Annotated in this window: 21 protein-coding genes; 9 read left to right on the top strand and 12 right to left on the bottom strand. The window is 44.8% G+C overall.

What is annotated here, in order from left to right; translation table 11 throughout:
- Nucleotides 1–2 precede the first annotated feature (2 nt).
- Nucleotides 3–221, bottom strand: a complete 219-nt coding sequence (locus FKN88_RS08305; RefSeq protein ID WP_004396888.1) for a DUF3820 family protein — start codon at nucleotides 219–221, stop codon at nucleotides 3–5.
- Nucleotides 222–322: 101 nt separating this feature from the next.
- A complete protein-coding gene (locus FKN88_RS08300) occupies nucleotides 323–1582 on the bottom strand; it encodes an adenylosuccinate synthetase (protein WP_004396887.1) in 1260 nt (419 codons plus the stop codon).
- Between the two features lie 133 nt (nucleotides 1583–1715).
- On the opposite strand from FKN88_RS08300, the gene FKN88_RS08295 reads away from it, so the two are divergent.
- Both FKN88_RS08295 and FKN88_RS08290 read left to right on the top strand, forming a co-directional pair.
- The gene (locus FKN88_RS08295) at nucleotides 1716–2639 is read left to right on the top strand and encodes a LysR family transcriptional regulator (protein WP_004396886.1); all 924 of its coding nucleotides are present in this window, start codon (nucleotides 1716–1718) and stop codon (nucleotides 2637–2639) included.
- A gap of 116 nt (nucleotides 2640–2755) precedes the next feature.
- Complete coding sequence (locus FKN88_RS08290; protein WP_306687436.1) at nucleotides 2756–5008, top strand: TonB-dependent receptor domain-containing protein; 2253 nt, start codon at nucleotides 2756–2758, stop codon at nucleotides 5006–5008.
- A 139-nt stretch (nucleotides 5009–5147) separates the two neighbouring features.
- Here the strand turns inward: FKN88_RS08290 and FKN88_RS08285 are convergent, their stop codons facing one another.
- Nucleotides 5148–6314 carry a lytic polysaccharide monooxygenase gene (locus FKN88_RS08285; RefSeq protein ID WP_154170854.1) on the bottom strand — a complete coding sequence of 389 codons (1167 nt, stop codon included), beginning with the start codon at nucleotides 6312–6314 and terminating at the stop codon, nucleotides 5148–5150.
- A 599-nt stretch (nucleotides 6315–6913) separates the two neighbouring features.
- Between FKN88_RS08285 and glpT the strand changes: the two genes are divergently transcribed.
- Nucleotides 6914–8284 carry a glycerol-3-phosphate transporter gene (gene glpT / locus FKN88_RS08280; RefSeq protein ID WP_154170853.1) on the top strand — a complete coding sequence of 457 codons (1371 nt, stop codon included), beginning with the start codon at nucleotides 6914–6916 and terminating at the stop codon, nucleotides 8282–8284.
- Nucleotides 8285–8571: 287 nt separating this feature from the next.
- Nucleotides 8572–9624 carry a glycerophosphodiester phosphodiesterase gene (glpQ, locus tag FKN88_RS08275; RefSeq protein WP_154170852.1) on the top strand — a complete coding sequence of 351 codons (1053 nt, stop codon included), beginning with the start codon at nucleotides 8572–8574 and terminating at the stop codon, nucleotides 9622–9624.
- A 36-nt stretch (nucleotides 9625–9660) separates the two neighbouring features.
- Here glpQ and FKN88_RS08270 read toward each other — a convergent pair whose 3' ends face one another.
- The 6 genes from FKN88_RS08270 to rbsD form a co-directional block, all read right to left on the bottom strand.
- Nucleotides 9661–10662 (bottom strand): substrate-binding domain-containing protein, encoded by a 1002-nt coding sequence (locus FKN88_RS08270; RefSeq protein WP_154170851.1) that lies wholly within the window; start codon nucleotides 10660–10662, stop codon nucleotides 9661–9663.
- Between the two features lie 13 nt (nucleotides 10663–10675).
- Nucleotides 10676–11596 (bottom strand): ribokinase, encoded by a 921-nt coding sequence (gene rbsK, locus FKN88_RS08265; RefSeq protein ID WP_306687437.1) that lies wholly within the window; start codon nucleotides 11594–11596, stop codon nucleotides 10676–10678.
- Nucleotides 11597–11663: 67 nt separating this feature from the next.
- Complete coding sequence (gene rbsB, locus FKN88_RS08260) at nucleotides 11664–12542, bottom strand: ribose ABC transporter substrate-binding protein RbsB (protein ID WP_158145230.1); 879 nt, start codon at nucleotides 12540–12542, stop codon at nucleotides 11664–11666.
- Nucleotides 12543–12607: 65 nt separating this feature from the next.
- On the bottom strand, nucleotides 12608–13591 hold the full coding sequence (gene rbsC / locus FKN88_RS08255) for a ribose ABC transporter permease (RefSeq protein WP_004396879.1): 984 nt from the start codon (nucleotides 13589–13591) through the stop codon (nucleotides 12608–12610).
- A complete protein-coding gene (gene rbsA, locus FKN88_RS08250) occupies nucleotides 13588–15096 on the bottom strand; it encodes a ribose ABC transporter ATP-binding protein RbsA (protein ID WP_158137158.1) in 1509 nt (502 codons plus the stop codon). Before rbsA ends, rbsC begins: the two co-directional genes overlap by 4 nt.
- A 35-nt stretch (nucleotides 15097–15131) precedes the next feature.
- Nucleotides 15132–15551 carry a D-ribose pyranase gene (gene rbsD, locus FKN88_RS08245; protein WP_158137159.1) on the bottom strand — a complete coding sequence of 140 codons (420 nt, stop codon included), beginning with the start codon at nucleotides 15549–15551 and terminating at the stop codon, nucleotides 15132–15134.
- Between the two features lie 341 nt (nucleotides 15552–15892).
- On the opposite strand from rbsD, the gene FKN88_RS08240 reads away from it, so the two are divergent.
- The gene (locus FKN88_RS08240; protein WP_306687438.1) at nucleotides 15893–16156 is read left to right on the top strand and encodes a DUF3012 domain-containing protein; all 264 of its coding nucleotides are present in this window, start codon (nucleotides 15893–15895) and stop codon (nucleotides 16154–16156) included.
- 37 nt (nucleotides 16157–16193) lie between these two features.
- On the opposite strand, the gene FKN88_RS08235 is transcribed toward FKN88_RS08240, so the two are convergent.
- The gene (locus FKN88_RS08235) at nucleotides 16194–16637 is read right to left on the bottom strand and encodes an Lrp/AsnC family transcriptional regulator (protein ID WP_040905225.1); all 444 of its coding nucleotides are present in this window, start codon (nucleotides 16635–16637) and stop codon (nucleotides 16194–16196) included.
- Nucleotides 16638–16743: 106 nt separating this feature from the next.
- Here FKN88_RS08235 and FKN88_RS08230 point away from each other — a divergent pair, with 106 nt between their 5' ends.
- Nucleotides 16744–17328 carry a LysE family translocator gene (locus FKN88_RS08230; RefSeq protein ID WP_161439338.1) on the top strand — a complete coding sequence of 195 codons (585 nt, stop codon included), beginning with the start codon at nucleotides 16744–16746 and terminating at the stop codon, nucleotides 17326–17328.
- A 94-nt stretch (nucleotides 17329–17422) separates the two neighbouring features.
- Nucleotides 17423–19096, top strand: coding sequence for a pseudouridine synthase (locus FKN88_RS08225; RefSeq protein ID WP_306687461.1), 1674 nt, complete (start codon nucleotides 17423–17425; stop codon nucleotides 19094–19096).
- On the opposite strand, the gene FKN88_RS08220 is transcribed toward FKN88_RS08225, so the two are convergent.
- Both FKN88_RS08220 and FKN88_RS08215 read right to left on the bottom strand, forming a co-directional pair.
- Entirely contained in the window at nucleotides 19097–19552 is a 456-nt protein-coding gene (locus tag FKN88_RS08220) for a polymer-forming cytoskeletal protein (protein WP_187984906.1), read from the bottom strand. It lies immediately after the preceding gene.
- A complete protein-coding gene (locus FKN88_RS08215) occupies nucleotides 19456–20403 on the bottom strand; it encodes a M23 family metallopeptidase (RefSeq protein WP_072670864.1) in 948 nt (315 codons plus the stop codon). The genes FKN88_RS08220 and FKN88_RS08215 overlap by 97 nt, the downstream gene beginning before the upstream one ends.
- Nucleotides 20404–21193: 790 nt before the next feature.
- On the opposite strand from FKN88_RS08215, the gene FKN88_RS08210 reads away from it, so the two are divergent.
- On the top strand, nucleotides 21194–23143 hold the full coding sequence (locus FKN88_RS08210) for a PTS mannitol transporter subunit IICBA (protein ID WP_154170844.1): 1950 nt from the start codon (nucleotides 21194–21196) through the stop codon (nucleotides 23141–23143).
- Nucleotides 23144–23241: 98 nt separating this feature from the next.
- Nucleotides 23242–24390, top strand: coding sequence for a mannitol-1-phosphate 5-dehydrogenase (locus FKN88_RS08205; RefSeq protein WP_306687439.1), 1149 nt, complete (start codon nucleotides 23242–23244; stop codon nucleotides 24388–24390).

The raw sequence follows: 24390 nt of genomic DNA, 5'->3' as shown, positions 1-24390 counted from the left end.
GTTTAGTGTTTATGCTTAAGTGGCTTAACGACACTATCCAAACCTTCGATTTTTAATGCCAGACACAGCTGAAGCAGTTGGCCTAATTCCCCTTCGGGAAAACCTTTGTTGGCGAACCACAGTAGGTACTCTTCAGGTAGATCAATCAAGACCCTACCAGCATATTTGCCAAAAGGCATGGGCATTCTGGCGAGTTTGAGTAGGTTTTCTTTTTCTAACATGATGTCACTTAGGCTCGGTGGGTCATTGGAGGTGACAGCATACAAAAAGTCTCCCGAGCAGAGCAAGTGCTGTGGGAGACTGATAGCTTTATTAGTGGTTCTTAACCACGTAAGATCATTTGCTCACGTTCAGGCCCTACCGAAATCATCGATACCGGCACTTGCAATAGCTCTTCAATCCGTAGCACGTATTTTTGAGCCGCAAGCGGCAGGCTTTCAAAGGTGCGACAACCGGTAATGTCTTCTTGCCAGCTTTCCATTTGCTCATAAATAGGCGCCAGAGCTGCCGTTTGTGGCCAAATCGGGTTTTCGCTGTGATGACCTTGATAGCCGACACAAATTTTCAGATCAGATAAGCCCGTTAAGCAGTCAATTTTGGTCAAAGCAACTTCGGTTGCCGCTTGTAGCTCAACCCCATTACGGGTTGCTACGGCATCAAAATAACCCATATCACGTGGACGGCCAGTAGTCGCGCCAAACTCGTTGGCTTTTTCACGAAACGCATCTTGCTCTTCCATCGCGGTGATCAAGGTGCCAGTGCCAACCGATGAACTAAAGGCTTTCGCCACGGCAATCACTCGCTCTGGACGCAATGCGGGTAAACCACCGCCCAAACCTGCGTAAGCGGAAGTCACATGAGAAGACGTTGTCCATGGGTATTCGCCGTACACTAAATCTCGGCCAGCGCCCAACTGGGCTTCAAACAACAAGTTTCCGCCTTGGGCTTGAATGGCTTTTAGCGGTACGGTGACATTACAAACCGATGCTAACCATGGCTGAGCAACCTCTAGTAGCCATGCTGCCATTTCCGCCGCGCTTTGGGTAAACTCAAAACTTGGGTAAAGGGCTTTGAGTTGGGGCAATTTCCAATCTAACCAAAATTGAATGCGCTCTTGTAATACTTCAGGTTGCTTTAACCAACCGACTAAGATGCCTTTTTTCATCACTCGGTCACCATAAGCCGGAGCTATGCCTTGACGAGTAGAGCCGTAGGCGCGATCGCCTAAACGTGCTTCTTCTAAACTGTCTTCTAAAGCATGGAGAGGCAAACACAAGGTCGCACGATCGGAAATCGCCATGCGTAGCGATACGCCTGATTGCTCAACTTCCGCCATCTCTTTTGACAATAACTCAGGGCTTATCACCATACCTGGGCCAAGTACCGCCAAACAATCTGGATTAAACACGCCACTCGGCAATTGGTGTAATTTAAACGTTCCGAATTCATTAACTACGGTGTGACCGGCGTTATTTCCGCCTTGAAAACGAACACTGGCTGAAGCTTGATCGGCAAGATAATCAACAATCCGACCTTTACCTTCATCACCCCAGTTAGCACCAACAACAACAATCGACGACATGAGTTACTCTCCTTAAAAGCAAGTGTCACCATCCTATGCCTAAGATTGAAATATGAAAAATTAATTATTATTATAACTCTGATAAGAATTCCATATCACCTTTACTGAATGCTCTCTCGTTTAAGGATCCATCATGCTTGATATTCACTGGCTCAATACCTTTGTCACTTTAGCGAAATATCAACATTTTGGTAAAACCGCAGCGGCATTACACATGACACAGCCCAACGTTAGCTTGCATTTAAAACAGTTAGAGCAAGCAACGCGAGTCAAATTGATTGAACGTAACCCTTTTCAACTGACTCAAGCGGGTGAGCGATTATTGCAAAGTGCAGAGAAAACCTTACTTGAATTACAAGTCTGCCAAGCCGATCTCAATGCCATTAACCATCTTCATCAGGGCACCTTAACCATTGCAGCCAGCGATATCATCTCTCGCTTACTCTTGATTGGCCCTTTTCAGCTCTTTCGTAAAACCTATCCGGGGATCGACCTGTCATTATTTAATACCACCTCTTCACAAGCGGCAGAGCTGGTGAAAACGGCCAAAGCCGATTTGGGATTTGTGATCGCGCAGAAAGAAGAAGCACCACTCAGTTTTACCGAGCTACGTGAGGTGCAGTGGTGCGCAATCGGCAATGGACTCGCGCAGTGGCAGGCGCAGGCCGCGAATCAAAGCCTAGCGGTTAGCGATCATTCACAAGCTCCTCTCACCGTAGATGAACCGACGCTTATTCTGCTGGGTCATGATACTCGTACTCGAGATTTAATCGATCTCAGTTTGCCGAAACTGAACCTGCCTAACTATCGCATTATGGAAGTCGGTAGTGTGGATGCACAAATTGACTGGGCAGAAGCGGGGTTCGGAGTCGCGATTGTCCCTACGTTTTCAGTCAATCCGCAAAGGACATTACACACAACGCTTACCCCACTGCCCGACTTTTCTTCCACCAGTTTGGGTTATATCGTGCGCCAAAACCAATTGCTCTCAAGAGCTATCAAACAGTTGCTGGTGTGGGTCGATGAAGAAATCCAAAAATCGCAATCGTTGACTTAATGGTAAAATACCAGCATCAAAATGTGATTCAAGTCACAAATTATTCAGCAAAACGTATTGATAATAATTATCAATTACATCAGTATCCTTGCTCTCATTTTGACAAGGATCAAATTATGCAGTTGAAACCTTTGTTGGCTCTTATTCCTCTTCTGTTGACCAGTGCAACTCAAGCAGAAACCGCCGCTCCATCAGAAACCGATGAAACCATCACCGTACATGGGCAACCCATTCCTACTCATCAACGATTACGCAGTGATTTAGACAAAATGCGTGGTATCGCCAATGCGGATATCTTTTCTGGGATCACCAGCATACAAAGTAATAATATGCATAATGAAGCTGGCGCATTGGATATTGGCATTCGCGGCTTGCAAGGCGAAGGTCGAGTACCGATTTTTATTGATGGCAGCTTGCAATCTACTCACACCTCTCGTGGTTACCAAGGCGTCAGTGACCGAACTTATATTGATACTGACTTACTCAGCACCTTGACGGTTCATCAAGGTGCGACCATGGATAGTTCACCTTACGCTAGCGGCGCTGTTGGCGGCGTGGTTAACGCCACCACGCTAACCATTAACGATGTGATTAAAGATGACAGCTCTTTTGGTGTGATATTTAAAGCTCGGGCCAATAACCATAATCGTACCCCAGAAGTCAGTGGCGATTACCGTCAACAAGGCCGCTATTTATTAGCGAACCGTGACTCTGAATACAAATTTGAACACGGCTCAGCCATGATTGGCCTTGGTTATCAACATGAGTTATTTAGTACCGTACTCGCCTATAGTAAACGCTCAAAAGGCAACCATTTTTCCGGTAAAAATGGCTATGACGATTATCAAGACCCGGTGGTTGGCCCAGGACAAGAAGTGGTTAACACCAGCTTTGAAAGTGATTCGTGGCTCTTAAAATTAGCCACCAACAATCGTACCGCGCATAATGCCGATCTCACCTATCGTTACCACGAACAAAAAGCCGGTGAGGTTTTGGCCGCTTATTGGTACAAATTTAATTATGACCAAGAAGGCAACCCACTACCCAATGGTCAAGAGATGATGCCTCAGTGGGGATTAGGCACAGCGAAAGTCAATACTTATGCCGCCAATTACTACTATCAGCCTGATCATCCTTGGCTAAATCTACACGCCAATGTGTGGTACACCGATGCGAAGCTCGCTCAATATAACGGGCTTTGGGCCGTCGGCACTAATGCCGAGCAGTATTTCCATGGCTACAGCAACGATCGTTCCGGCTTTAGCGTCAGTAATGAGAGCTTATTGACCGACTGGCCGGTGCGTTTAACTTATGGTTTTGCGCAGCAGCAAGAGCGCTTATCGCCTGAAGAAGATGGACAAACGCGTTTTACCCAAACCGTGACTTCACGTGATGGTAAGCGTCGTACACAAAATATTTTTGCTAATGCCGATATAAATTACGCACCGCTGAAAATAAAACTGGGGCTAAATGTCCACAATGCCAAGTCCACTGACCACCAAACCAAGCAACATCTCGATTACAAAGAAAAAGTGGATTTACTGAGTGAACTGACTTACCAACTCACCCCAAGTACCCAGCTATTTTTGAAATCCTCACGTACTTATCGAATGCCGAGCTTATATGAAACGACACTATCGAATGAGGTATTCAGCTACAATCCTTTCAACCCTCTCAAACCTGAGCAATCGTTCAATAACGAGGTAGGCGTGCAATGGCATAGCACGGATACAATGGCGAGTGGAGATAGTCTTCATCTATCAGCGTCTTATTTTAGAAACAGCATTAAAAATTATATTTCTGGTGGGGTATTGCCAAAAACGCCGGGAATGCCTGAATGGCGTTCCAACTTTACCTTTACCAATTACGATAAAATGCAACTCTCTGGTTGGGAGCTGAGCGCCAAATATCACTATGCATGGTTATACGCTCACCTTGCCGCTACCTTATACAGTGAAACCAAAATTTGCTCTACAGACCAAGCGGCATATGCAGAAAGCGAGCGCTGTAATTCTATGGGCTTTGCTTGGGGATTAACCCCAACGCGTATTCCCCCCAAAGAAAACATACACCTCAATCTTGGCACGCAATTTTTTAATAATACCCTTGATACTGGTATCAAGGTCTCTTATCACTCCGGTAAGTCGAATCCAAGCAATTGGTTAGCGGGCACGGGTGCCAGTGCGATTATCGATATTCCAGCGGATTATAAAATTGATCTCTACTCTCAATATGCCTTAAACCCTAATACACAGCTGTTTTTGGCCATTAATAACCTCACTGACCGTTATCAAGTCCAGCCCGGAGCGGTAATTAGTATGCCTGATCCAGGAAGAACCATTACCCTTGGTGTGGAAGTACACTATTAATCGAGATATCAAATCAAGTGAAGGAGTTACTGCTCCTTAACTTGGCTGTATTTTTATGATTTTTCTACTTGAAGTAGGCAGCGATATTGCTGCCTACTTCAAACAATTAACAGGAGTCACACTAAGAAGTTAACTCATCTTAGCGCCAAACACCCCACTCTCCGGTGGTTCCCGGCTCTTCTCCTTTCGTCCACCACTGCGCGGTCCATTCACGCCCTTGGTGAACAACAATATCACCAGCGGTGTATGTTTTGCTCTCTTGCCACGCGTTATCAGGGTTCACTGGTGGCGGTGTTTGTTTTTGTAATGATAATTGGTAGCTAAACTGACCATGTGGCGCAAACACTTGGTTAGTATGGATATTTCTGGTATCAAACATATAGTGGTTCATTTCTTGGTGCCAAATACCGATATACCAATCTCCCGCCTGCTGCTGATTAAACTGACCCGCCAGTTCAACAGGCCAAGTGTGTCTGTTATTGGCTGAAATCTCGAGATGAATATCCGTCAGCTCTTGCCCTTGCTGGCTAAAGGTACGAAAACGCACACTATCACCGCTGTCCAATGGTCCAAACCCTGTTGGCACAAAATAACCTAATGCCGTTAAATCTGTCGGTTGCTCAGGTTCACTCGGTTCAGTAGGCGGCGTTGGGGCCTCTCCACCCACAAAGGTGATATCACTACAGTTATAAAACCCTTCGCCCGCCGGATCAATTCGCTGCCAGCGGGTATACAAAATCGCATCACCACTGCGTCCCTCAGGGAAATTGACTGTAAATCGGTATTTTCTATCAGCCCCTACTGCGACATTCCCCGCCTCATCAATTAACGCTAAATCGTCCCATGTCAAAGGTAGACTTGGATCGTACTCTGGTTTCGTTAAGTAAAACTCCCAATAAGAAGGATTATGTGGCACTGCAGCATGAAAAACTAAGTCCAATTGATGATGTTCATTTAGCTGAATCGGTGTTTTCTGCCAATGAGGAGAGACAATATTTAACCCAGCTTTAGCAGCATGACCCGCAGAACAAAGCTGACCATCCGGTATCACTGCTTTCACCTGCTCGAGATCTCGATAACGAGCCACATTAGCAGCCACTTCATTACGCTGCACAAAAGGATAAGCTCCCGATTGATCATAAACCGCTTGGCAAGCCGCATTAGGTATCGCATTACTCCAAAACCCACCATCTAAATAGCACGTATTTTGCCGCGCACTGGGAAACTCAACCCAGCCATGTGCAAAAGCTAATGAGGGAATAGATAAACTGATACACAAGGTACTCAGGACTAATCGATGTTTCATTGTTAGGTTCCTTCCACTGACGATGTTAATAATGACAGATGAACTAGGGCGATGTTTTACGATGATCAACCAACTCAACCATCACCATAAAAATGGGCTATCTTTTCAAACCCAATACGTCCTAAAGCTAGCAAGATTCACTGATAACCCAAGTCAAGTACCACTATCGATGCTCCAAAATACAACCTACCTTCCAAATCTATACTGCTCATACTTTGAACGCTCATTTTCCTACGAGAGACATCAAATTTTATCCTCTCGCCAGATCATCAAACTAAATTGGTCATTGATTCGTTGCAAAGAAAGAACTCTCGAACGAGCAGGTATGGCATCACATTAAACCAATCTAATAAAAACAAAGCTTTATTAGCAAAAACTAAAGATCAAAATGCCATCATTTCGATTATTTATCACTCATAAAAACCAATTAATTATTTGTTTTTATGAGTAAATTAATTGTAACACTTCATTCATCACAGAAATAATTTGCAACATACCTACAATTCTCGAAAAGTTTCGAACGAAAATAAAACATTATTCGTTCGCTCCATTTTGAATGTTCTATTCCCCCAGCAACCTAATTACATTACGAGGCCATTATGTTTGGGATCTTTAAACCACATGCTCACATTGAGCGGCTATCTTCTGAACGAGTTGATAGCGCCTATTCGCGTCTGCGTTGGCAGCTTTTTATCGGTATTTTTGTCGGCTATGCCGGTTACTACTTAGTCCGTAAAAACTTTAGCTTAGCGATGCCTTATTTGATTGAACAAGGTTTTAGTCGTGGTGATCTGGGGGTCGCACTGGCTGCGGTTTCTATCGCTTATGGACTGTCCAAGTTCTTAATGGGTAACGTGTCTGACCGCTCCAATCCTCGTTACTTTTTAACGGCAGGCCTTGTTTTATCCGCCTTAGTGATGTTCTGCTTTGGCTTTATGCCTTGGGCAACGGGCAGTATTACCGCGATGTTCATTTTGCTGTTTTTAAATGGTTGGTTCCAAGGGATGGGCTGGCCCGCTTGTGGACGAACTATGGTGCATTGGTGGTCACGTAAAGAGCGCGGAGAAATTGTTTCGGTATGGAACGTTGCGCATAACGTGGGTGGCGGGCTGATTGGTCCTATTTTTATCCTAGGCTTATGGGCCTTCAGTGGTGACTGGAAAGCGGCTTTTTACGTTCCGGCTTTCTTTGCCTTGCTGGTCGCGCTATTTACTTGGTTAACCATGCGCGATACTCCACAATCTTGCGGCTTACCACCGATTGAAGAGTATAAAAATGACTACCCAGAAAATTACGATAAATCTCATGAAAAAGAGATGACAGCGAAAGAGATTTTCTTTAAGTACGTTTTTAATAACAAACTGTTATGGGCGATTGCGATTGCTAACGCGTTCGTCTACCTCATTCGTTATGGTGTATTAGACTGGGCTCCAGTTTACTTGCAAGAAGCTAAAGCCTTTACGGTGAATAAATCTTCATGGGCTTATTTCCTCTATGAGTGGGCGGGTATTCCCGGAACCCTACTCTGCGGCTGGATCTCAGATAAAGTCTTTAAAGGTCGCCGCGCCCCGGCAGGTATTCTGTTTATGGTTTTAGTAACCCTAGCCGTATTGGTCTACTGGTTTAACCCAGCCGGTAATCCAACCGTTGATATGCTTGCATTAATCGCTATCGGTTTCTTAATTTATGGCCCAGTAATGCTGATTGGGCTGTATGCGCTTGAATTAGCACCGAAAAAAGCCGCAGGAACCGCAGCAGGTTTGACAGGGCTGTTTGGTTATCTCGGTGGTGCCGTCGCCGCTAACGCCATCTTAGGTTATACGGTTGACCATTTTGGTTGGGATGGCGGATTCTTTATCCTTGTTGCATCGTGCATTTTGTCTATTGTTTGTTTGCTCTATGCCTTTGTCGGAGAAAGAGCCTTCCACAAAGAAAAAGATGCCAGAGAAGCTGCAGAAGCCGCACAATAAACGCTTACTGAACCTTCTGTTTAACCACATAAGCCCGAAAATACTTCGGGCTTACGTTTTACGAATGTTTAATCGCTATCATTAGCCGTTCATTTTGTCCTTTAAAAGCGGCTTTAACTCTGCGAGCAATAACATTCCATCTTTAACTATACCCAAACTACTTTCAGCTAAATATAGCGATAAGTGGGTACCCTATCATGGCCATAGATGATGATGTGATTAGGGCGAACGAAGGTAACCAAAAAACCCTTCAGTTTTATAAAAGAAGGGGATATAGGAAGAAAATAATGAAGAAATTACTCCATATTGCTCTACTGACATTACTCACCTCAACGTCTCTACATGCCGAACAGCTAGTAATTGCTCATCGAGGAGCATCTGGCTATTTACCCGAACATACTCTTGCAGCTAAAGCGCTAGCCTATGCAATGAAACCCGACTATATCGAACAAGATGTGGTAATGACAAAAGATGATCATTTAGTCGTACTCCACGATCACTATTTAGATCGCGTTACTGATGTAGCAGAGCGATTTCCCGATCGTGCTCGACAAGATGGTCGTTTTTACGCTATTGATTTCACCCTTGCAGAAATAAAAACCTTACGTGTTACAGAAGGATTTAATCTAGATGAACAAGGGCAAGCTGTCGCCGTATTTCCGTCTCGCTTTCCAATGTGGCATGCAGATTTTACCGTCCCCACTTTAGCGGAAGAAATTGAGTTAATACAAGGACTCAACCATACGTTAGGTTACGATATCGGTATCTATCCCGAAATTAAAGCACCTTGGTTTCATCGTCATGAAGGGAAAGATATTTCTAAAGCTGTCTTAAACACGCTAAAAAAGTATGGCTATCAAACTAAAAAAGATAAGGTTTATTTACAATCTTTTGATCCTATTGAGCTCAAACGTATCCATGACCAATTACTACCCAATATGGATATGGACATTCGTTTAGTCCAGCTGATCGCCCACACTGATTGGAATGAAACCATGATCTATCAAGGTCAAACTGCCACACCATATGACTATCAATGGATGTTTAGTGAAGATGGAATGAAAAAGGTTGCTCAATATGCTGATGGTATTGGTCCGTGGATGCCTATGCTGGTAGACAATAGCTCGACTAAAAGCAACATCGTGATTAATCCGTTAATGCACTATGCTAGAGATGCAGGCTTAGAAGTGCATCCATATACTTTTCGAGCCGATCCTGGACGTATCGCTCCTTGGGCCGAAAGCTTTGATGATATGCTAGAGGTATTCTACCATCAGGTTAAAGTCGACGGTTTATTTACGGACTTCCCAGATAAAGCGGTGAAATTTTTAGGCCGATAAGTCATGGCGCAAAAAGTGAACCGCACGGTTCACTTTCTATTTTACTTTCACACTCTGACGGACAACCAGCGTTGGTTCTAGTTGAACCACTTGAGGCTCGCGGCTCTGATTTTTAAGCTTATTTAATAGGGTATCGATCGCTGCCTGACCTAAACGGTATTTAGGCTGATGAATAGTCGTCAGGGAAGGCGTCATAAAATTTGCGATATGAATATCATCATAACCGATGATCGAAAGCTGCTCTGGAATAGGGATATGAAGGTCACTGGCGGCATGAATCACCCCCATGGCCATCATGTCATTACTAACAAAAATTGCGCTGGGTAATGGCCCTTTTTTTTGCAATCGATACAGTGCTTGCGCGCCTCCTTCACATTCAAAATCAGACTCAATAATCCAATCAGGATTAATGGTTAAGCCCGCTTCTAACATGGCTCGTTTATAACCTTCATAGCGCATTTGCGCTTGATGACGACTCAGTGGTCCAGTAATACAGCCGATGGATTGATGACCACATTCAATTAAGTACTGGGTCGCCATGTAGCCACCACGTAGCGAGTTATCTTGGATTTTATCACTGGAAAATAACATTGGCCCCCAATCCATAACCACCACTGGAATATCAGGATAGCGCTCAAAGACTTCAATCCGTTCGCCTTCTAAGGTCGAGCACATTAAAATTAAGCCATCGACTCGTTTTTGTAATAGGGTATTGATCGACGCTTTCATACGTTGATTATCCCCTTCGGTATTACATAAGATCAGGCTATAACCTTGTTGATAGCAGCTGCGCTCAACCCCTTTAACGACTTCTCCGAAAAATGGATTGGTCGAGGTAGTCACTAGCATGCCAATGGTACGGGTACGATTCATTTTTAAACTACGCGCCAAAGCCGAAGGCGCGTAATTGAGATCTTTCGCGGCTTTGTTGACTCGCTCGGCAATATCATCACTGACATAGCGAGTCTTATTGATCACATGGCTAACCGTAGAGGTCGAAACGCCTGCAACGCGTGCAATATCTTTCATGGTCGCCATATCATCTTATCCCTTATTGATGCTGAGCTAAAAATTCATCCACTTCTTGGCGAGTCGGAATCGACGTTTGTGCGCCAAAACGAGTAACTGAAATCGCTGCTGCGGCATGAGCAAACTTAATCGCTGATTCTAAAGGCATATTCTCTAACAAGCCAGTCACAAACGCACCATTAAATGTATCGCCCGCGGCGGTGGTGTCGGTGGCCGAGACGCGAAAACCGGGGATAAGTTGTCCACGCCCATGTTCACTTAACCAAACTCCTTTTGCGCCAAGGGTAATAATAACAATTTCAATGCCTTGCTGATGTAATACTGTGGCCGCTTGCTGGGCTGTAGCATCATCAGTGACGGTAATGCCGGTGAGTACTTGCGCTTCTGTTTCATTGGGGGTGATCACATCAACACAACTAAGCAAGCTAGAAGGCAACTCACGGGCTGGCGCTGGGTTGAGTACCACCTTTGTTTTCGCTTGTTTAGCGACTTGTGCGGCTTTAATGATGCCGTCAATCGGCGTTTCAAGTTGCATTAACAAGTAGCTGGCGGCACGAATACTTGGTAGGTCATCTTCGATGGCTTCTGCGGTTAATCGGTCATTCGCCTCAGCTGAAAGACAAATGCTGTTTTCTCCACGGTCGGAAACTTGGATCATCGCAATGCCTGTTGGGCAATCCGCTTGTACTTTCACACCACGAATATCCATTCCATCCCGCTTAAAACGTTCACAACTTTCGATACCAAAGGCATCATCACCAACGCAGGCAATAAAACCGATATCCGCCTTTAAGCGCGCGGCGGCAACCGCTTGGTTTGCTCCTTTACCGCCAGGAATGACTTGATAATTTCGGCCATGAAGCGTTTCTCCAGGACGAGGGAAAGTAGGGACTTGTAGAACATGGTCAGCATTGACACTACCTAATACCACCAATTGGTTCATAAGAATTATCCTTCTATAAGATAGAAAACCTCGCCCTATACTCAGAGCGAGGTATACGATACATGAGTTATTGACTGATAATTTTCAGCGGCACAGGAAGATAAGCCTCGACCGTCTGACCTTTGAGGATCTTATCAGCAGTTTCAACCCCTAAAGCGCCAATCATGTCGGGTTGCTGAGCGACCGTTGCCCCTAACTGACCACGCTTTACTGCGGCAATGCCATCCTCAGTACCATCAAAACCAACAATCAAAATGTTTTTACCAGACGCTTGCACCGCGCGCAGCGCGCCCAATGCCATTTCATCATTTTGCGCAAAGACAGCTTGCACGCTTGGGTTTGATGCTAATAGGTTTTCCATGACGTTTAATCCTTTGGTGCGATCAAAGTCAGCAGGTTGGCTGGCAAGCAAAACCATATCACGCTCTTTAACCGCATTCATAAAACCTTGTCCGCGTTCACGAGCCGCCGAGGTGCCGGCGATCCCTTCGAGCTGAATGACTTTGGCTTTTTCGCCAACTTTTTCAACGATAAATTGACCAGCCATCTCTCCGCCCATTACGTTATCCGAAGCGATATGACTGACTACCTCACCACGGCTCGCGCCACGATCCAAGGTTACCACAGGGATATTCGCGCGATTGGCTCGGCGGATAGCGTTTGATACAGCATCGGAGTCGGTTGGGTTAATTAAAATCGCTTTTACACCTCGAACCGTGAGATCTTCTACGTTCGACAGCTCTTTACTCGGATCGTTTTGCGAGTCCAAAACGATCAGGTTATAGCCTAAGTCTTTGGCTTTCGCTTCCGCACCATCTTTCATGGTGACAAAGAATGGATTGTTCAGGGTTGAAACGACAATGGCAATCGTGTCTTTAGCAGAAGCTGAGACCGATACCGAAGCCGATAACAACGCAGCAGAAATTAACGTCGCAAGTTTTTTCATGTTAATCATCCTTTTTTGTAGGGGGAACCAGATGAAAGCTCGCTTACATCTGGTAGGTTCACGTTTTACTTATTTTTATTGTCCACCAGCACAGCCAGCAATATAACCGCCGCTTTCGCTATCATCTGGTAGTAAGAGGTCACATCGAGTAAGTTCAATGCGTTATTTAAGAAGCCGATGATCAGCGCACCAATTAAGGTGCCCATGATCCGACCTTTGCCGCCCATTAAGCTGGTGCCGCCTAATACAACCGCTGCAATCGCATCCAGCTCATAGCCCATGCCTGCCGTAGGTTGTGCAGAAGAGAGCCGAGAAGTAACAATGATGCCCGCCAAGGCCGATAACAGACCACAAATGGCGTACACACCGATTTTGACGCGATCAACATTGATACCGGATAAACGCGCCGCCGACTCATTACCGCCCATGGCATAGATATAACGACCAAAACGTGTGTGATTGAGCAAGTACCACGCCGCCGCAAACACCACCACCATCATCCAAACGGGTACAGGAATGCCCAGTGCGTAACCGGTACCAAACCAAGCAAACGCATCAGCGGTATCGGTAAAGCCGGTTGAAATAGGACGCCCATCGGTATAAACCATGGTGACGCCGCGCAGGAGTGTCATGGTGACTAACGTGGCAATAAAAGCTTGTACCTTACCTTTGGCGATGATGATGCCACTGATCCCTCCTAGCGCCGCGCCAGCAAGTAAAGCCGTTGGCACCGCCACCATAACCGGAACTTCAAGGGCAATCAGGCTGGCAGCAAACGCACCACATAGGGCCAGCACAGAGCCAACACTGAGATCAATGCCCGCGGTTAAAATAACTAAAGTCATACCAACCGCAATGATCGCGTTCACCGATGTCTGACGTAAAATATTCAGTATGTTGTCGACGGTAAAAAAGTTGGGATTTAAGAATGACACCACAACGACTAAAAATAGCAGAGCAATCAGTGACTTTTGTTCAATCAACCACGCTTTACTAAACCACTTTTTACCACCGTCTGGCGTCTGATTACTTAGGGTTTTACTATTCATGCTGCTTCCTCGTTCAAGGTTTTGCCAACGGCACACGCTAAAAGATTTTCTTGATTGGCTTGCTTGGCATCAAATTCGCCACTGATCCGCCCTTCATGCATCACTAAAATTCGATCGCTCATACCAAGTACTTCTGGCATTTCCGATGAAACTAAAATGATACTCATCCCTTGCGCTTTAAACTTATTGATTAATTGATAGATTTCTTTTTTCGCACCGACATCAACACCACGTGTCGGTTCATCTAAAATCAACACCTTCGGTCTGGTCATTAAGCCTTTGGCGATCGCCACTTTTTGCTGATTCCCACCTGAAAGATGACCAATGATCTGGTTGCGAGAAGGGGTTTTTATATTGAACAGTTGAATGAAATCTTCTACCGCCGTCGCTTCTGCGCCATGCTGAATTTGTATGCCCTTGGTCAGTTTATCGAGGGCGCACAGCGACATATTTTCTTTGACTGATAAACCGAGTACCAGACCATCGCCTTTGCGATCTTCTGAGATGTAGGCAATACCATTGGCTAAACCATCTTGCGGGCTAACGGGGTTAATGGTGCGACCATTCAGATTAATCACACCCCGCTCAGAAGGCAGCGCGCCATAAATCACCTTCATTAATTCGCTACGTCCCGCTCCCATCAAGCCAGAGATACCTAAAATCTCTCCTCGACGCAGGGTAAAGCTGACATCATGAATCCCCGATCCGGTCAAACCTATCACTTCGAGACAAACTTTATTTTCTGGCTCTACGTCAATACGTGGATACTGCTCTTCTAATTTACGCCCAACCATCATTTCAATCAGACCATCTTCATCGGTCTCACTGACTTGGCATTGACCGATGAATTTGCCATCTCGCAACACGGTAATATCATCGCAAATTTCAAAAATTTCTTTTAAACGATGAGAGATATAAACGATGCCACAACCTTGGTCGCGCAATTCATTAATCACTTTAAACAATGAGGCGGTTTCGGTATCCGTTAATGCGTCGGTTGGCTCATCCATGATGATCACTTTAGACTCAAAGGAGAGTGCCTTGGCGATTTCCACCATCTGCTGTTCACCAAGACTCAGCTCACCGAGCAAGGTTTTAGCACTGTGTTTAACATTAAGACGGGCTAACAGCTGATCCGCTTCCGCGTACATCTCTTGCCACAAGATACGACCGAAAGCACTGGTTTTTTCTCGGCCAAGAAAGATGTTTTCTGCAATTGTCAGCTGCGGGATCAGGTTTAACTCCTGATGAATAATACTGATCCCCGCTTGCTGAGAATCCCTAGGGCCTTTGAAACTGGCTGGTTGACCTTGATACTCTATGGTGCCAGCATCTTTGCTGTAGATCCCCGTCAATACTTTCATTAAGGTCGATTTGCCAGCGCCATTTTCTCCCATCAAGGCCATGACTCGACCCGGATAGACGTTTAAACAAGCTTGATCAAGCGCCTTCACACCAGGAAAAGCTTTATCAATCTGACTGAGAGCTAAAATCGGTTGAGTCATCACTCCTCCTCATCGTTAAATCACAACATCGAACGCTAAAACACCACGCCCGATTGAAAAATCACATTGGCATAAGGTGTACACTCACCGGTTCTTACCACCGCGCGGCTGGCAACCGTACGAGTTTTAAACTCATCATGGCTAAGATACTCAATCGCAATAGGTTGACCTGTTTCCTGTTGCTCGCGGTGTAACTCCGTGAGTAGTGCGCTATGTAAATCAGGACTGACTTGAGCAAACTCGTTAGCCAGTAGCACCACTTGCACTTGCATTTCGCTGAGGATGACGCGCACCGTATCCAAAAAACTCGGGATACCCTGCGTTAAAGCTAAATCGATTCGCTGTACAGACTCGTCAATCGGTAAACCAGCATCGCCAATCGTAATTTCATCGGTATGACCTAACGTTGCCACTAGATAAGAGAGCTCTGCGTTTAGGAGGAGATTTTTTTTCATTATTTGACCTTTATTTCAGTGCACGTTGAGGTGAAGCTAGGACCCATATCGACCGTTTATTATTGACAAAACACTCATCGAAACGTTTCGATAGCATAATAACGCCACTTTTTTGCTTTGCATCTAGATTAAAATCAGACTGTGAGTTGGATCGTTTTATCGATATTTGATGATGGATAAACAGTGAGAATGATCACTGAGATTTTTATTAGCCAATCAATGATCCACTGAGTCATATCTGCAATTGCCGTAGGAAAAACAGAAAAATGACCAGAAAGCATGGCTTGTTCTAGGGCGACTTAGGTATCATGACTTACGTTTTCTTTATCGGTAGATCAACAATGAAAAAATTAGCGTTATTATTGCTCAGTACCTTGGCTCTCGCTGCTTGTGAAAACGAAGTAGGTACTAGCTCTTGGTGCCAAGAGATGCGTGAAAAACCTAAAGGTGAATGGAGCGCCCAAGGAGCGGTGGATTTTGCTAAACACTGCGTATTACAAACTGAAGTGGGCAGTCAAGAGTGGTGTGAGGATATGCAAGAGAAACCAAAAGGCGATTGGACAGCCAATCAAGCCACTTCATACGCGAAACACTGTATTTTTTAGTTTCTCGGACACTAAAAATAGGATGAAAAGATGCTCACTACTGGCGGGCATCTTTTGGAGAATCCATGACGACCATAGTGCTAATGGATTTTACCGTTAGGCATTCACCTAACACATCCGCATGAAAGCGCTTATAAGCACTGAGATCTTTAGTCTCAACACGAAGTAAGTACTCATTCATTCCAGTAATGTTATGACACTCCACCACCTCTTTAGCAAAGCGTACGTGCTCTTCAAAACTGAGTTGTGCCTTTTTGGTATGGCTATTCAAACCAATCGCAACATACGCCACAAACCCAATATCAAGCTGGCTTTTATCGACGATCACTCGATAACCTTTAATGACTTTCTTGCGCTCAAGCTCTTGCACTCGCCTTAGTGTCGCTGAGGGTGATAACCCAACCCGCTCGGCAAGCTCGACATTAGAGATCCGCCCATCCGCCTGAAGCGCTTGCAATATTCTTTCGTCAAATCTATCCATAAGTCATTTTTATTGCTAATTGAAGTCATTAAAAACAAATATAAACACAATATTGCCCAACAATACCATTATTATTTTCTCATCATTTACTTAACAAGAGCCGCTCATGGATTACACACAATGGGGACCACTCATCGCATTCGCGTTTGTTTCTACTTTTTCACCCGGTCCAAATAACATCATGCTCATGACCTCAGGAGCCAACGTCGGATTTGTACGGACCATTCCTCACATGCTGGGCATTATTTTAGGATTCAGTATCATGGTGCTGCTGGTTGGTGTTGGACTCACCGAACTGTTTCATCGTTATCCAATGCTACAATACGGACTGCAAATCATCTGCACCGCCTACTTAGTCTATTTAGCCGTAAAAATAGCCTTGAGTAACCCCTCACAAACAACGCAGCGTTATCAACCGATGACCTTTACTGCTGCGGCACTCTTTCAGTGGGTGAATCCGAAAGGCTGGTCAATGGCGCTCACCGCTGTAAGTGTGTTTAACCAACAGGCAAGTTGGATACAATTAATGGTCATCGCCTTGGTATTTGCGATGGTCAATATACCATCGGTAAGCGTCTGGACGGTGGCCGGTAAGCAGCTAAGCCAGTGGATGAATCATCCGCGCTATGTCCGTTGGTTTAATGGTGCCATGGGCGGATTATTGCTGCTGTCTGTGTTACCGATGCTGTAAATAGGTTGTTTTGCTCAAGCTTAGGGAGAAATACTGACTTTTTACGCCGAGCGCAGTAAACTCTCCCTTGTTTTTAACCACCGTTGTCTTCACTATGCCTGCCGATTGCTTTACCCCATTTATCACTGACATTACTAATATCTCATTACCTGAACGCTTCACTTATCCGTTTTGTTATCAGCCGCATCCTTTAGCGCTGATTGCCACCAAACAGTTACAAACTCATCTAACAACACAAAATGATTGGGTTCACCCTTTTGGCATTGAGCAACACAGCGACGGTCACGGAAAAATGTTTGGCGTTTTAGTGGTGAAAAATGCTCAACAGCAATTGGGATATCTCGCTGCGTTTTCTGGTCAGCTCGCCGAACAAGATCATCTCCCCGGTTTTGTACCGCCAGTGTTTGATCGTTTTACGCAGACGGAATTTTTTAGCGCAGAAGCCAACCATATCGCCGAAATAAATCAGCAAATTAAGCAGCTAATGAACTCGGAGCCGCGCAATGCTCTCATCGAGGCTTTACAGACCTGCCAAGAGCAAGCGAATCAAGCGATTAGCACGCAGCAAAAAACAATGATCGACAGCCGAGCGCAGCGAAAACAACAGCGCGCCACAGCGACCAGCCAAGCAACAAAAGCGGAACAACAAGCGCTGTTCAACCAACTTGCTCAGCAAAGCGTGCAAGAAAAATGGCAATTAAAACAGCTTAAGCTTGAATGGCAGCAAAAAATCGCCGCGTTAGATGAAGAACTTAACCAGCTCAATCAGACCATAACAACACTTAAACAAGAGCGTAAGCAACGTTCAGCGCGCTTACAGCATCAACTCTTCTCACACTATTTCTTTCTTAACCAGTACGGCGAGAAGAAAAACCTCAATGCTATTTTTGCTCCGTGTCCAAACCCAGTCCCTCCAGCAGGTGCTGGGGAATGCGCGGCACCGAAATTACTGCATTATGCTTTTCAGCACCAACTAACCCCAATCGCGTTAGCGGAATTTTGGTGGGGCAGTTCACCGAAATCGGAGATCCGCCAGCACGGTAAGTTTTACCCCGCTTGTCAAAGTAAGTGTCAACCGATTTTGGCGCACATGCTCAAAGGTATGCCGTTAGAGGATAATCCCTTATTAGTGAATCCTGCCGAGGGTAAACAAATTGAGATTATCTACCAAGATGAGGCAATCGTCGTTATCAACAAACCTGCTGAGTTTTTATCCGTACCAGGCGTTAATATTAAAGATTCCGCTTTCACCCGCTTAGCTGAGCAATTTCCTAACTGTGAAGGTCCATTTGTCTTGCACCGCTTAGATATGTCGACATCAGGACTGTTAGTGTTCGCTTTAACGCGCCGCGCGAATAAATCCCTACAAAAACAATTTATTACTCGGCAAATTGACAAGCAGTATGTGGCTCTATTATCCGGTGAACTTGAGCACGATAGCGGTGACATCGCGCTGCCTCTGGCCGCGGACCTAGACGATAGACCTAGACAAAAGGTCTGCTTTGAGATGGGGAAATCGGCGCAGACACGGTGGGAAAAGGTAGCGATTGAACAAGGTAAAACCCGAGTGAATTTATACCCTCATACGGGACGAACCCACCAATTGCGCGTCCACTGCGCTCATCCTGATGGATTGGGTTTTCCTATCGTTGGCGATGATCTGTATGGGCAAGCTGCTGAAAGACTGTGTCTACATGCTCAGAAGTTAAGCTTTTCTCACCCCTATCATCATCAAAAAATGACCTTTGAAGTGCCAGCAGACTTTTGATTATAGACTTGAGCCTTTGGTCGCGGGTTTTATCTCTTTGTGGATTTTCGTGTTTTTGGTTTCCTTGGCGTCAACTGCATCGACTAATTGAGTGACGTTTTCACCTGCAGCAGGGTGAGTCATGCCATTAAAACGTCCACCTTGTTCAATACTCAAATCGTCAGTATACAGAGTGCCATTAACCACCCCTTTACTTAAAATCTCGATTTTGTCGGCGTGACAAGTGCCTTCAAATGTACCGTTAATGATCACATGTTGCGCAAAAATATCACCATTTACCGCGCCACTTTCACTAACCACAATGGTCTTAATAACATGCAGTTGTCCATCGACAAGACCATCGATTTGAATATTGTCTTCTAACCGGAGTTGTCCGCTAATTGAACAGCCTTTTGCGATGAGAGTTGTAGCTGCGCGCTGACTCTGAGTTCGACTTTGTTTACTAAAGATTCCCATCGAATACCTCTTACTTGACTAAATAAACTTTCAAAATCATTTATACCCCAATCGACAAAAGGTTTGGGATCTAATGGTCGACCAACAAAACGCACTTCATAATGTAGATGAGGCCCAGAAGAGAGACCGGTATTACCCGAATAAGCAATCAGATCGCCCTTTTGTACAAAATCGCCACTTTTCACCGCAAACTTTTGTAAGTGCGAATAAGAGCTTGAAAAACCATAAGCATGTTGTAAGCGCAAAAAGTTACCTGAACCTTGGTTACTCGCCCGAGTGACTTCCACCACGCCATCGGCTGGCGCGTAGACAGGAGTACCGATATTGACCGCAAAGTCTTGCCCGCGATGAAAAAGTACCTTACCTGTTACAGGATGAGTTCGCTGACCATATCCTGACGAAATTCTTGCCTCATGCACAGGTGCGCCACTGGGAATTTGGGTTAACATCACCATTCTGACCGAAGAAGTTATCGCTGCTGTATCCAAGCGAGACTCTAATTCCGCACCACTGTCTTCCATACCTAAGACTTTTTCAAGATCGCCTAATCGATCGGCAACCAACTGCATTTTTTCTTCACGCTCTTGTAAATCATGCTCTAAATTATTTTTTAGTTCTTGCAGTGAAGATAGCTCTCCCAGTAATGAAGAGGATTGGCTCTCTAATTCTTGCTGCTTTAATTTGGCAAAATCCACTTCGCTGGACAAATAATAGATCACCCCACCAATGGTCAGTAATGCAACCAGCAGAGTATAACCCACTGTTTTTAAAACATGCCGATACCACTTGCCGAGATGAAAGTGTCGCGTGCCGTGGATAGATGAAACAGAAACGATAACCTTTTCTTTCATTGATTCTATTAATACTAAGGTGGAATTCTTGGATTCTAGCAGGTAACCCGCAATGACTAAACGTTTTGCTTGATTGGACTATACTAGGTTAAGCAGCTTCTGACATGGATCTCTTTTTTATTTTTATAATAAGTAGCGATAAATTACCTCTCTGTCTGACATTGATATCCCGAAACAACTTGAGATTGCCAATCAACATCAAACGAATCCATCCACCATAAGCATAGATAAAGAGCCAATGAATGTCGCTGTAACTGTATGCAAAGGTGGCAGGCGATACTACCCCTCTTCATCACTCAGTAACATCAGATGAGAAAACAATTGGTGAAGGAATATTCTGATAATGCATCCTCACACCATTTCGTCAAACTGTACTTAAATTACAGAAATCATTTAAACATCGTCAATTATTTAGTTTTTAATAATAGGCAAAAATCAGCACGATACTTAGATCACACAATTATTCAAACAAATCAATCATTGTTACTTAATTGAGATATAGATCACCATATGAGACAAACAGAAATCACCCAATTTGATACATGGCGCAACTAAAATAAGTTGACAAAATCAAAACAAAGAAGATGTAAATTAATTACACAGCAAAATGGTGAAGAGAATCACGTAATGAGCACAGCTAAAAGACAGTTATAGCGTGATAGATCACAAAAAACCCGTTGTCAGCTCTAACGTAAAATTGTGTGATAGATTGATTGGGTACTAAGCAACCAACGGTTTTAGACGAACCGTTATCACACTACTTCTTTAGAACATCGAACGGGGAACGGATATGTTATCACCAGATGCTAAGGTCAAGATACAAAATTTTGGCCGTTTCTTATCAAACATGGTTATGCCCAATATTGGTGCGTTTATCGCTTGGGGCTTTATTACCGCTCTTTTTATTCCTACAGGTTGGTTACCCAATGAAACATTAGCTTCTTTGGTTGGCCCGATGATCACCTACTTGCTGCCTCTACTGATCGGTTATACCGGCGGTAAGTTAATCGGTGGTGAACGAGGTGCCGTTGTCGGTGCGATAACCACCATGGGGGTTATCGTCGGGACTGATATTCCTATGTTTATGGGCGCAATGATCGTCGGGCCAATGGGCGGCTGGGCCATCAAATACTTTGATAAACGTGTTGATGGCAAGATTAAAAGCGGCTTCGAAATGTTAGTGAACAATTTCTCTGCTGGTATTATCGGTATGATCTGCGCCGTCATCGCCTTTTATTTAATCGGCCCTTTTGTCAAAGTGCTATCGGATGTTTTAGCGGCTGGCGTTAACTTTTTGGTCGCAGCACACCTACTTCCATTAACATCCATTTTCGTCGAACCTGCGAAAATTCTATTTCTCAACAATGCTATTAATCACGGTATTTTCTCCCCACTTGGCATTCAACAAGCCAGCGAGACAGGGCAATCCATTTTCTTCCTGATTGAGGCTAACCCAGGACCGGGATTAGGTATCTTATTAGCCTATATGGTGTTTGGTAAAGGAACCGCTCGTCAAACCGCTGGTGGAGCAACGATTATTCACTTTTTCGGTGGTATTCATGAGATCTACTTCCCTTACATACTGATGAATCCTCGCCTGATCTTAGCCGCGATTGCTGGCGGAATGACGGGGATCTTTACCTTAACCCTATTTAATGCGGGTATTGTCTCTCCTGCCTCACCAGGTTCTATTTTTGCCATTTTATTAATGACCAATAAAGCCTCCATGCTTGGTGTGATCTGCTCTATTTTTGCCGCGGCTGCCGTCTCCTTCATTGTTGCTGCCATTCTCATGAAAGCTCAGCATTCAACCGATGAAGAGGGCGATCAAGATTCACTCGCCAAAGCTACTGCGCAAATGAACACGTTAAAATCCACAACAACAGAACAAGCTAAACCGTCACCAGCTAAGCATGATCTCAAACTAAACCATATCAAAAGCATCATTGTGGCCTGTGATGCAGGGATGGGATCAAGCGCGATGGGGGCCAGTTTATTGCGTAAGAAAGCCCAAGCAGCAGGCTTAAACATCACCATCACAAATCTGGCGATCAATAACTTGCCACAAGATGTGGATATTGTGATCACCCATAAAGATCTCACCGACAGAGCGCGTAAACACGCCCCGAATGCCCAGCATCTATCACTCACCAATTTTCTTGATAGCGACATGTATAACCAATTAGTCATCCAACTGCTGGCCGCCATACATCCCAAAGCAGCCAATGACAGTTGTCTCATTAAAGCACCGTTAGTCGCCGCTAATGATGAGTATTTTGACCCTCAGCAACCATCCATCTTTAGCTTACAGAAAGACAATATCTACCTAGGTTTAACCGCCAGCCATAAAGAGGAAGCCATTCGCTTTGCTGGTAATAAGCTAGTAGAACTTGGCTACGTGCACCCGGAATATGTCGATGCGATGCTTGCGAGAGAACAATTAGTCTCGACCTACTTAGGTGAATCGATCGCGGTTCCTCACGGCACAATTGAAGCCAAAGATCGAGTCATCAAAACGGGTATTGTCATTTGTCAGTACCCATCCGGCGTCCAATTTAGCGACGATGAAAACGATATCGCCAAATTAGTGATCGGTATTGCCGCCAAAAATGATGACCATATTCAAGTCATTACTGCCATTACCAATGCCCTTGATGATCCAGAGGCCATCAACACCCTGACCTCGACCAATAACATCAAAGAGATCTTGGCAATTTTGAACAATGCCCAAGCGGCCTAATTGCCTTTGCTCTTGAGGCAAACGAGGTCAGCATCCCCCGTAATTTATGCTGACCTCACCCTAATCTTTGTCAGTCACTATTTGGTAGGTAATGAATTATGAAAAATGCAGTACATTTTGGTGCCGGTAATATTGGCCGTGGTTTTATTGGAAAACTACTCGCCGATGCGCACATTCAAGTCACATTCGCCGATGTTAATGAACCCTTAGTGGATCAACTTAGTCATCAACAACAGTATAAAGTTAAGATTGTCGGTCATGACTGTCAGATTGATACCGTTACTAAGGTAACCGCCGTTAACTCCGCCAGCCACGAGCTCATTGAACGAATGATTAACACCGATTTAGTCACCACGGCTGTCGGCCCCGCCGTATTGGATATGATTGCAAAAACCATCGCCAAAGGGATTGAAGCGCGTTTTGCGGCAGGTAATCAACAACCGCTTAATATTATCGCTTGTGAAAATATGGTACGAGGCACTAGCCACTTAAAAACCGAGGTGTTTAAGTATTTATCCTCTGATCTCCAAGCCAAAGCTGAACAATATATTGGATTTGTTGACTCAGCCGTCGATCGAATTGTCCCTCCCGCCGAAGCCGCCAACGATGATCCACTTGACGTCACGGTTGAAAGCTTCAGTGAATGGATTGTCGATGAGCAGCAGTTTAAAGGCGAAATTCCTTGTATCAAGGGCATGGAAACCACCCAAAATCTGATGGCTTTTATCGAAAGGAAACTGTTTACCCTCAATACCGGACACTGTATTACCGCTTACTTTGGCTGTTTGAAAGGACACCATACCATTCGTCAAGCCATTGAAGACCCAGAGATACGCGCCGAGGTCAAACAAGCGATGCAAGAGAGTGGCGAAGTGCTCATCCAACGTTATGGGTTTGATCGCACAATGCATCATGCGTACATCGAAAAAATCTTATCGCGTTTTGCAAATCCTTACTTAGTCGATGAAGTGGATCGCGTTGGACGTCAACCTCTACGAAAATTAGGGCCGAATGATAGATTAATCAAGCCATTACTCGGTACAATAGAGTACGGCACAGATAATACAACCTTACTGAAAGGGATTGCCGCCGCCCTAAAATATACCAACCTTAACGATCCGCAATCCATTGAATTGCAAGCTTCACTCAAAGAACGCGGGATCCCAAAAACGCTGGCACATTATTCAGGCTTAAAAGAAAACAGTGTCGAAGTACAAAAAATTGAAGCAATTTATCATCAGCTTTAA

It is taken from the genome of Vibrio sp. 2017_1457_13, assembly GCF_030851525.1.
GTDB classification, from domain to species: Bacteria; Pseudomonadota; Gammaproteobacteria; order Enterobacterales; family Vibrionaceae; genus Vibrio; species Vibrio metschnikovii.
The sequence above is the reverse complement of the archived record's forward strand: the minus strand, read 5'-3'. Positions and strand labels throughout refer to the sequence as shown.

What these genes read in the sequence shown, in the direction of transcription:
- FKN88_RS08305 (WP_004396888.1), bottom strand. Translation starts at nt 221, where the DNA reads ATGTTAGAAAAAGAAAACCTACTCAAACTCGCCAGAATGCCCATGCCT.
- FKN88_RS08300 (WP_004396887.1), bottom strand. Translation starts at nt 1,582, where the DNA reads ATGTCGTCGATTGTTGTTGTTGGTGCTAACTGGGGTGATGAAGGTAAA.
- FKN88_RS08295 (WP_004396886.1), top strand. Translation starts at nt 1,716, where the DNA reads ATGCTTGATATTCACTGGCTCAATACCTTTGTCACTTTAGCGAAATAT.
- FKN88_RS08290 (WP_306687436.1), top strand. Translation starts at nt 2,756, where the DNA reads ATGCAGTTGAAACCTTTGTTGGCTCTTATTCCTCTTCTGTTGACCAGT.
- FKN88_RS08285 (WP_154170854.1), bottom strand. Translation starts at nt 6,314, where the DNA reads ATGAAACATCGATTAGTCCTGAGTACCTTGTGTATCAGTTTATCTATT.
- glpT (WP_154170853.1), top strand. Translation starts at nt 6,914, where the DNA reads ATGTTTGGGATCTTTAAACCACATGCTCACATTGAGCGGCTATCTTCT.
- glpQ (WP_154170852.1), top strand. Translation starts at nt 8,572, where the DNA reads ATGAAGAAATTACTCCATATTGCTCTACTGACATTACTCACCTCAACG.
- FKN88_RS08270 (WP_154170851.1), bottom strand. Translation starts at nt 10,662, where the DNA reads ATGGCGACCATGAAAGATATTGCACGCGTTGCAGGCGTTTCGACCTCT.
- rbsK (WP_306687437.1), bottom strand. Translation starts at nt 11,596, where the DNA reads ATGAACCAATTGGTGGTATTAGGTAGTGTCAATGCTGACCATGTTCTA.
- rbsB (WP_158145230.1), bottom strand. Translation starts at nt 12,542, where the DNA reads ATGAAAAAACTTGCGACGTTAATTTCTGCTGCGTTGTTATCGGCTTCG.
- rbsC (WP_004396879.1), bottom strand. Translation starts at nt 13,591, where the DNA reads ATGAATAGTAAAACCCTAAGTAATCAGACGCCAGACGGTGGTAAAAAG.
- rbsA (WP_158137158.1), bottom strand. Translation starts at nt 15,096, where the DNA reads ATGACTCAACCGATTTTAGCTCTCAGTCAGATTGATAAAGCTTTTCCT.
- rbsD (WP_158137159.1), bottom strand. Translation starts at nt 15,551, where the DNA reads ATGAAAAAAAATCTCCTCCTAAACGCAGAGCTCTCTTATCTAGTGGCA.
- FKN88_RS08240 (WP_306687438.1), top strand. Translation starts at nt 15,893, where the DNA reads ATGAAAAAATTAGCGTTATTATTGCTCAGTACCTTGGCTCTCGCTGCT.
- FKN88_RS08235 (WP_040905225.1), bottom strand. Translation starts at nt 16,637, where the DNA reads ATGGATAGATTTGACGAAAGAATATTGCAAGCGCTTCAGGCGGATGGG.
- FKN88_RS08230 (WP_161439338.1), top strand. Translation starts at nt 16,744, where the DNA reads ATGGATTACACACAATGGGGACCACTCATCGCATTCGCGTTTGTTTCT.
- FKN88_RS08225 (WP_306687461.1), top strand. Translation starts at nt 17,423, where the DNA reads ATGCCTGCCGATTGCTTTACCCCATTTATCACTGACATTACTAATATC.
- FKN88_RS08220 (WP_187984906.1), bottom strand. Translation starts at nt 19,552, where the DNA reads ATGGGAATCTTTAGTAAACAAAGTCGAACTCAGAGTCAGCGCGCAGCT.
- FKN88_RS08215 (WP_072670864.1), bottom strand. Translation starts at nt 20,403, where the DNA reads ATGAAAGAAAAGGTTATCGTTTCTGTTTCATCTATCCACGGCACGCGA.
- FKN88_RS08210 (WP_154170844.1), top strand. Translation starts at nt 21,194, where the DNA reads ATGTTATCACCAGATGCTAAGGTCAAGATACAAAATTTTGGCCGTTTC.
- FKN88_RS08205 (WP_306687439.1), top strand. Translation starts at nt 23,242, where the DNA reads ATGAAAAATGCAGTACATTTTGGTGCCGGTAATATTGGCCGTGGTTTT.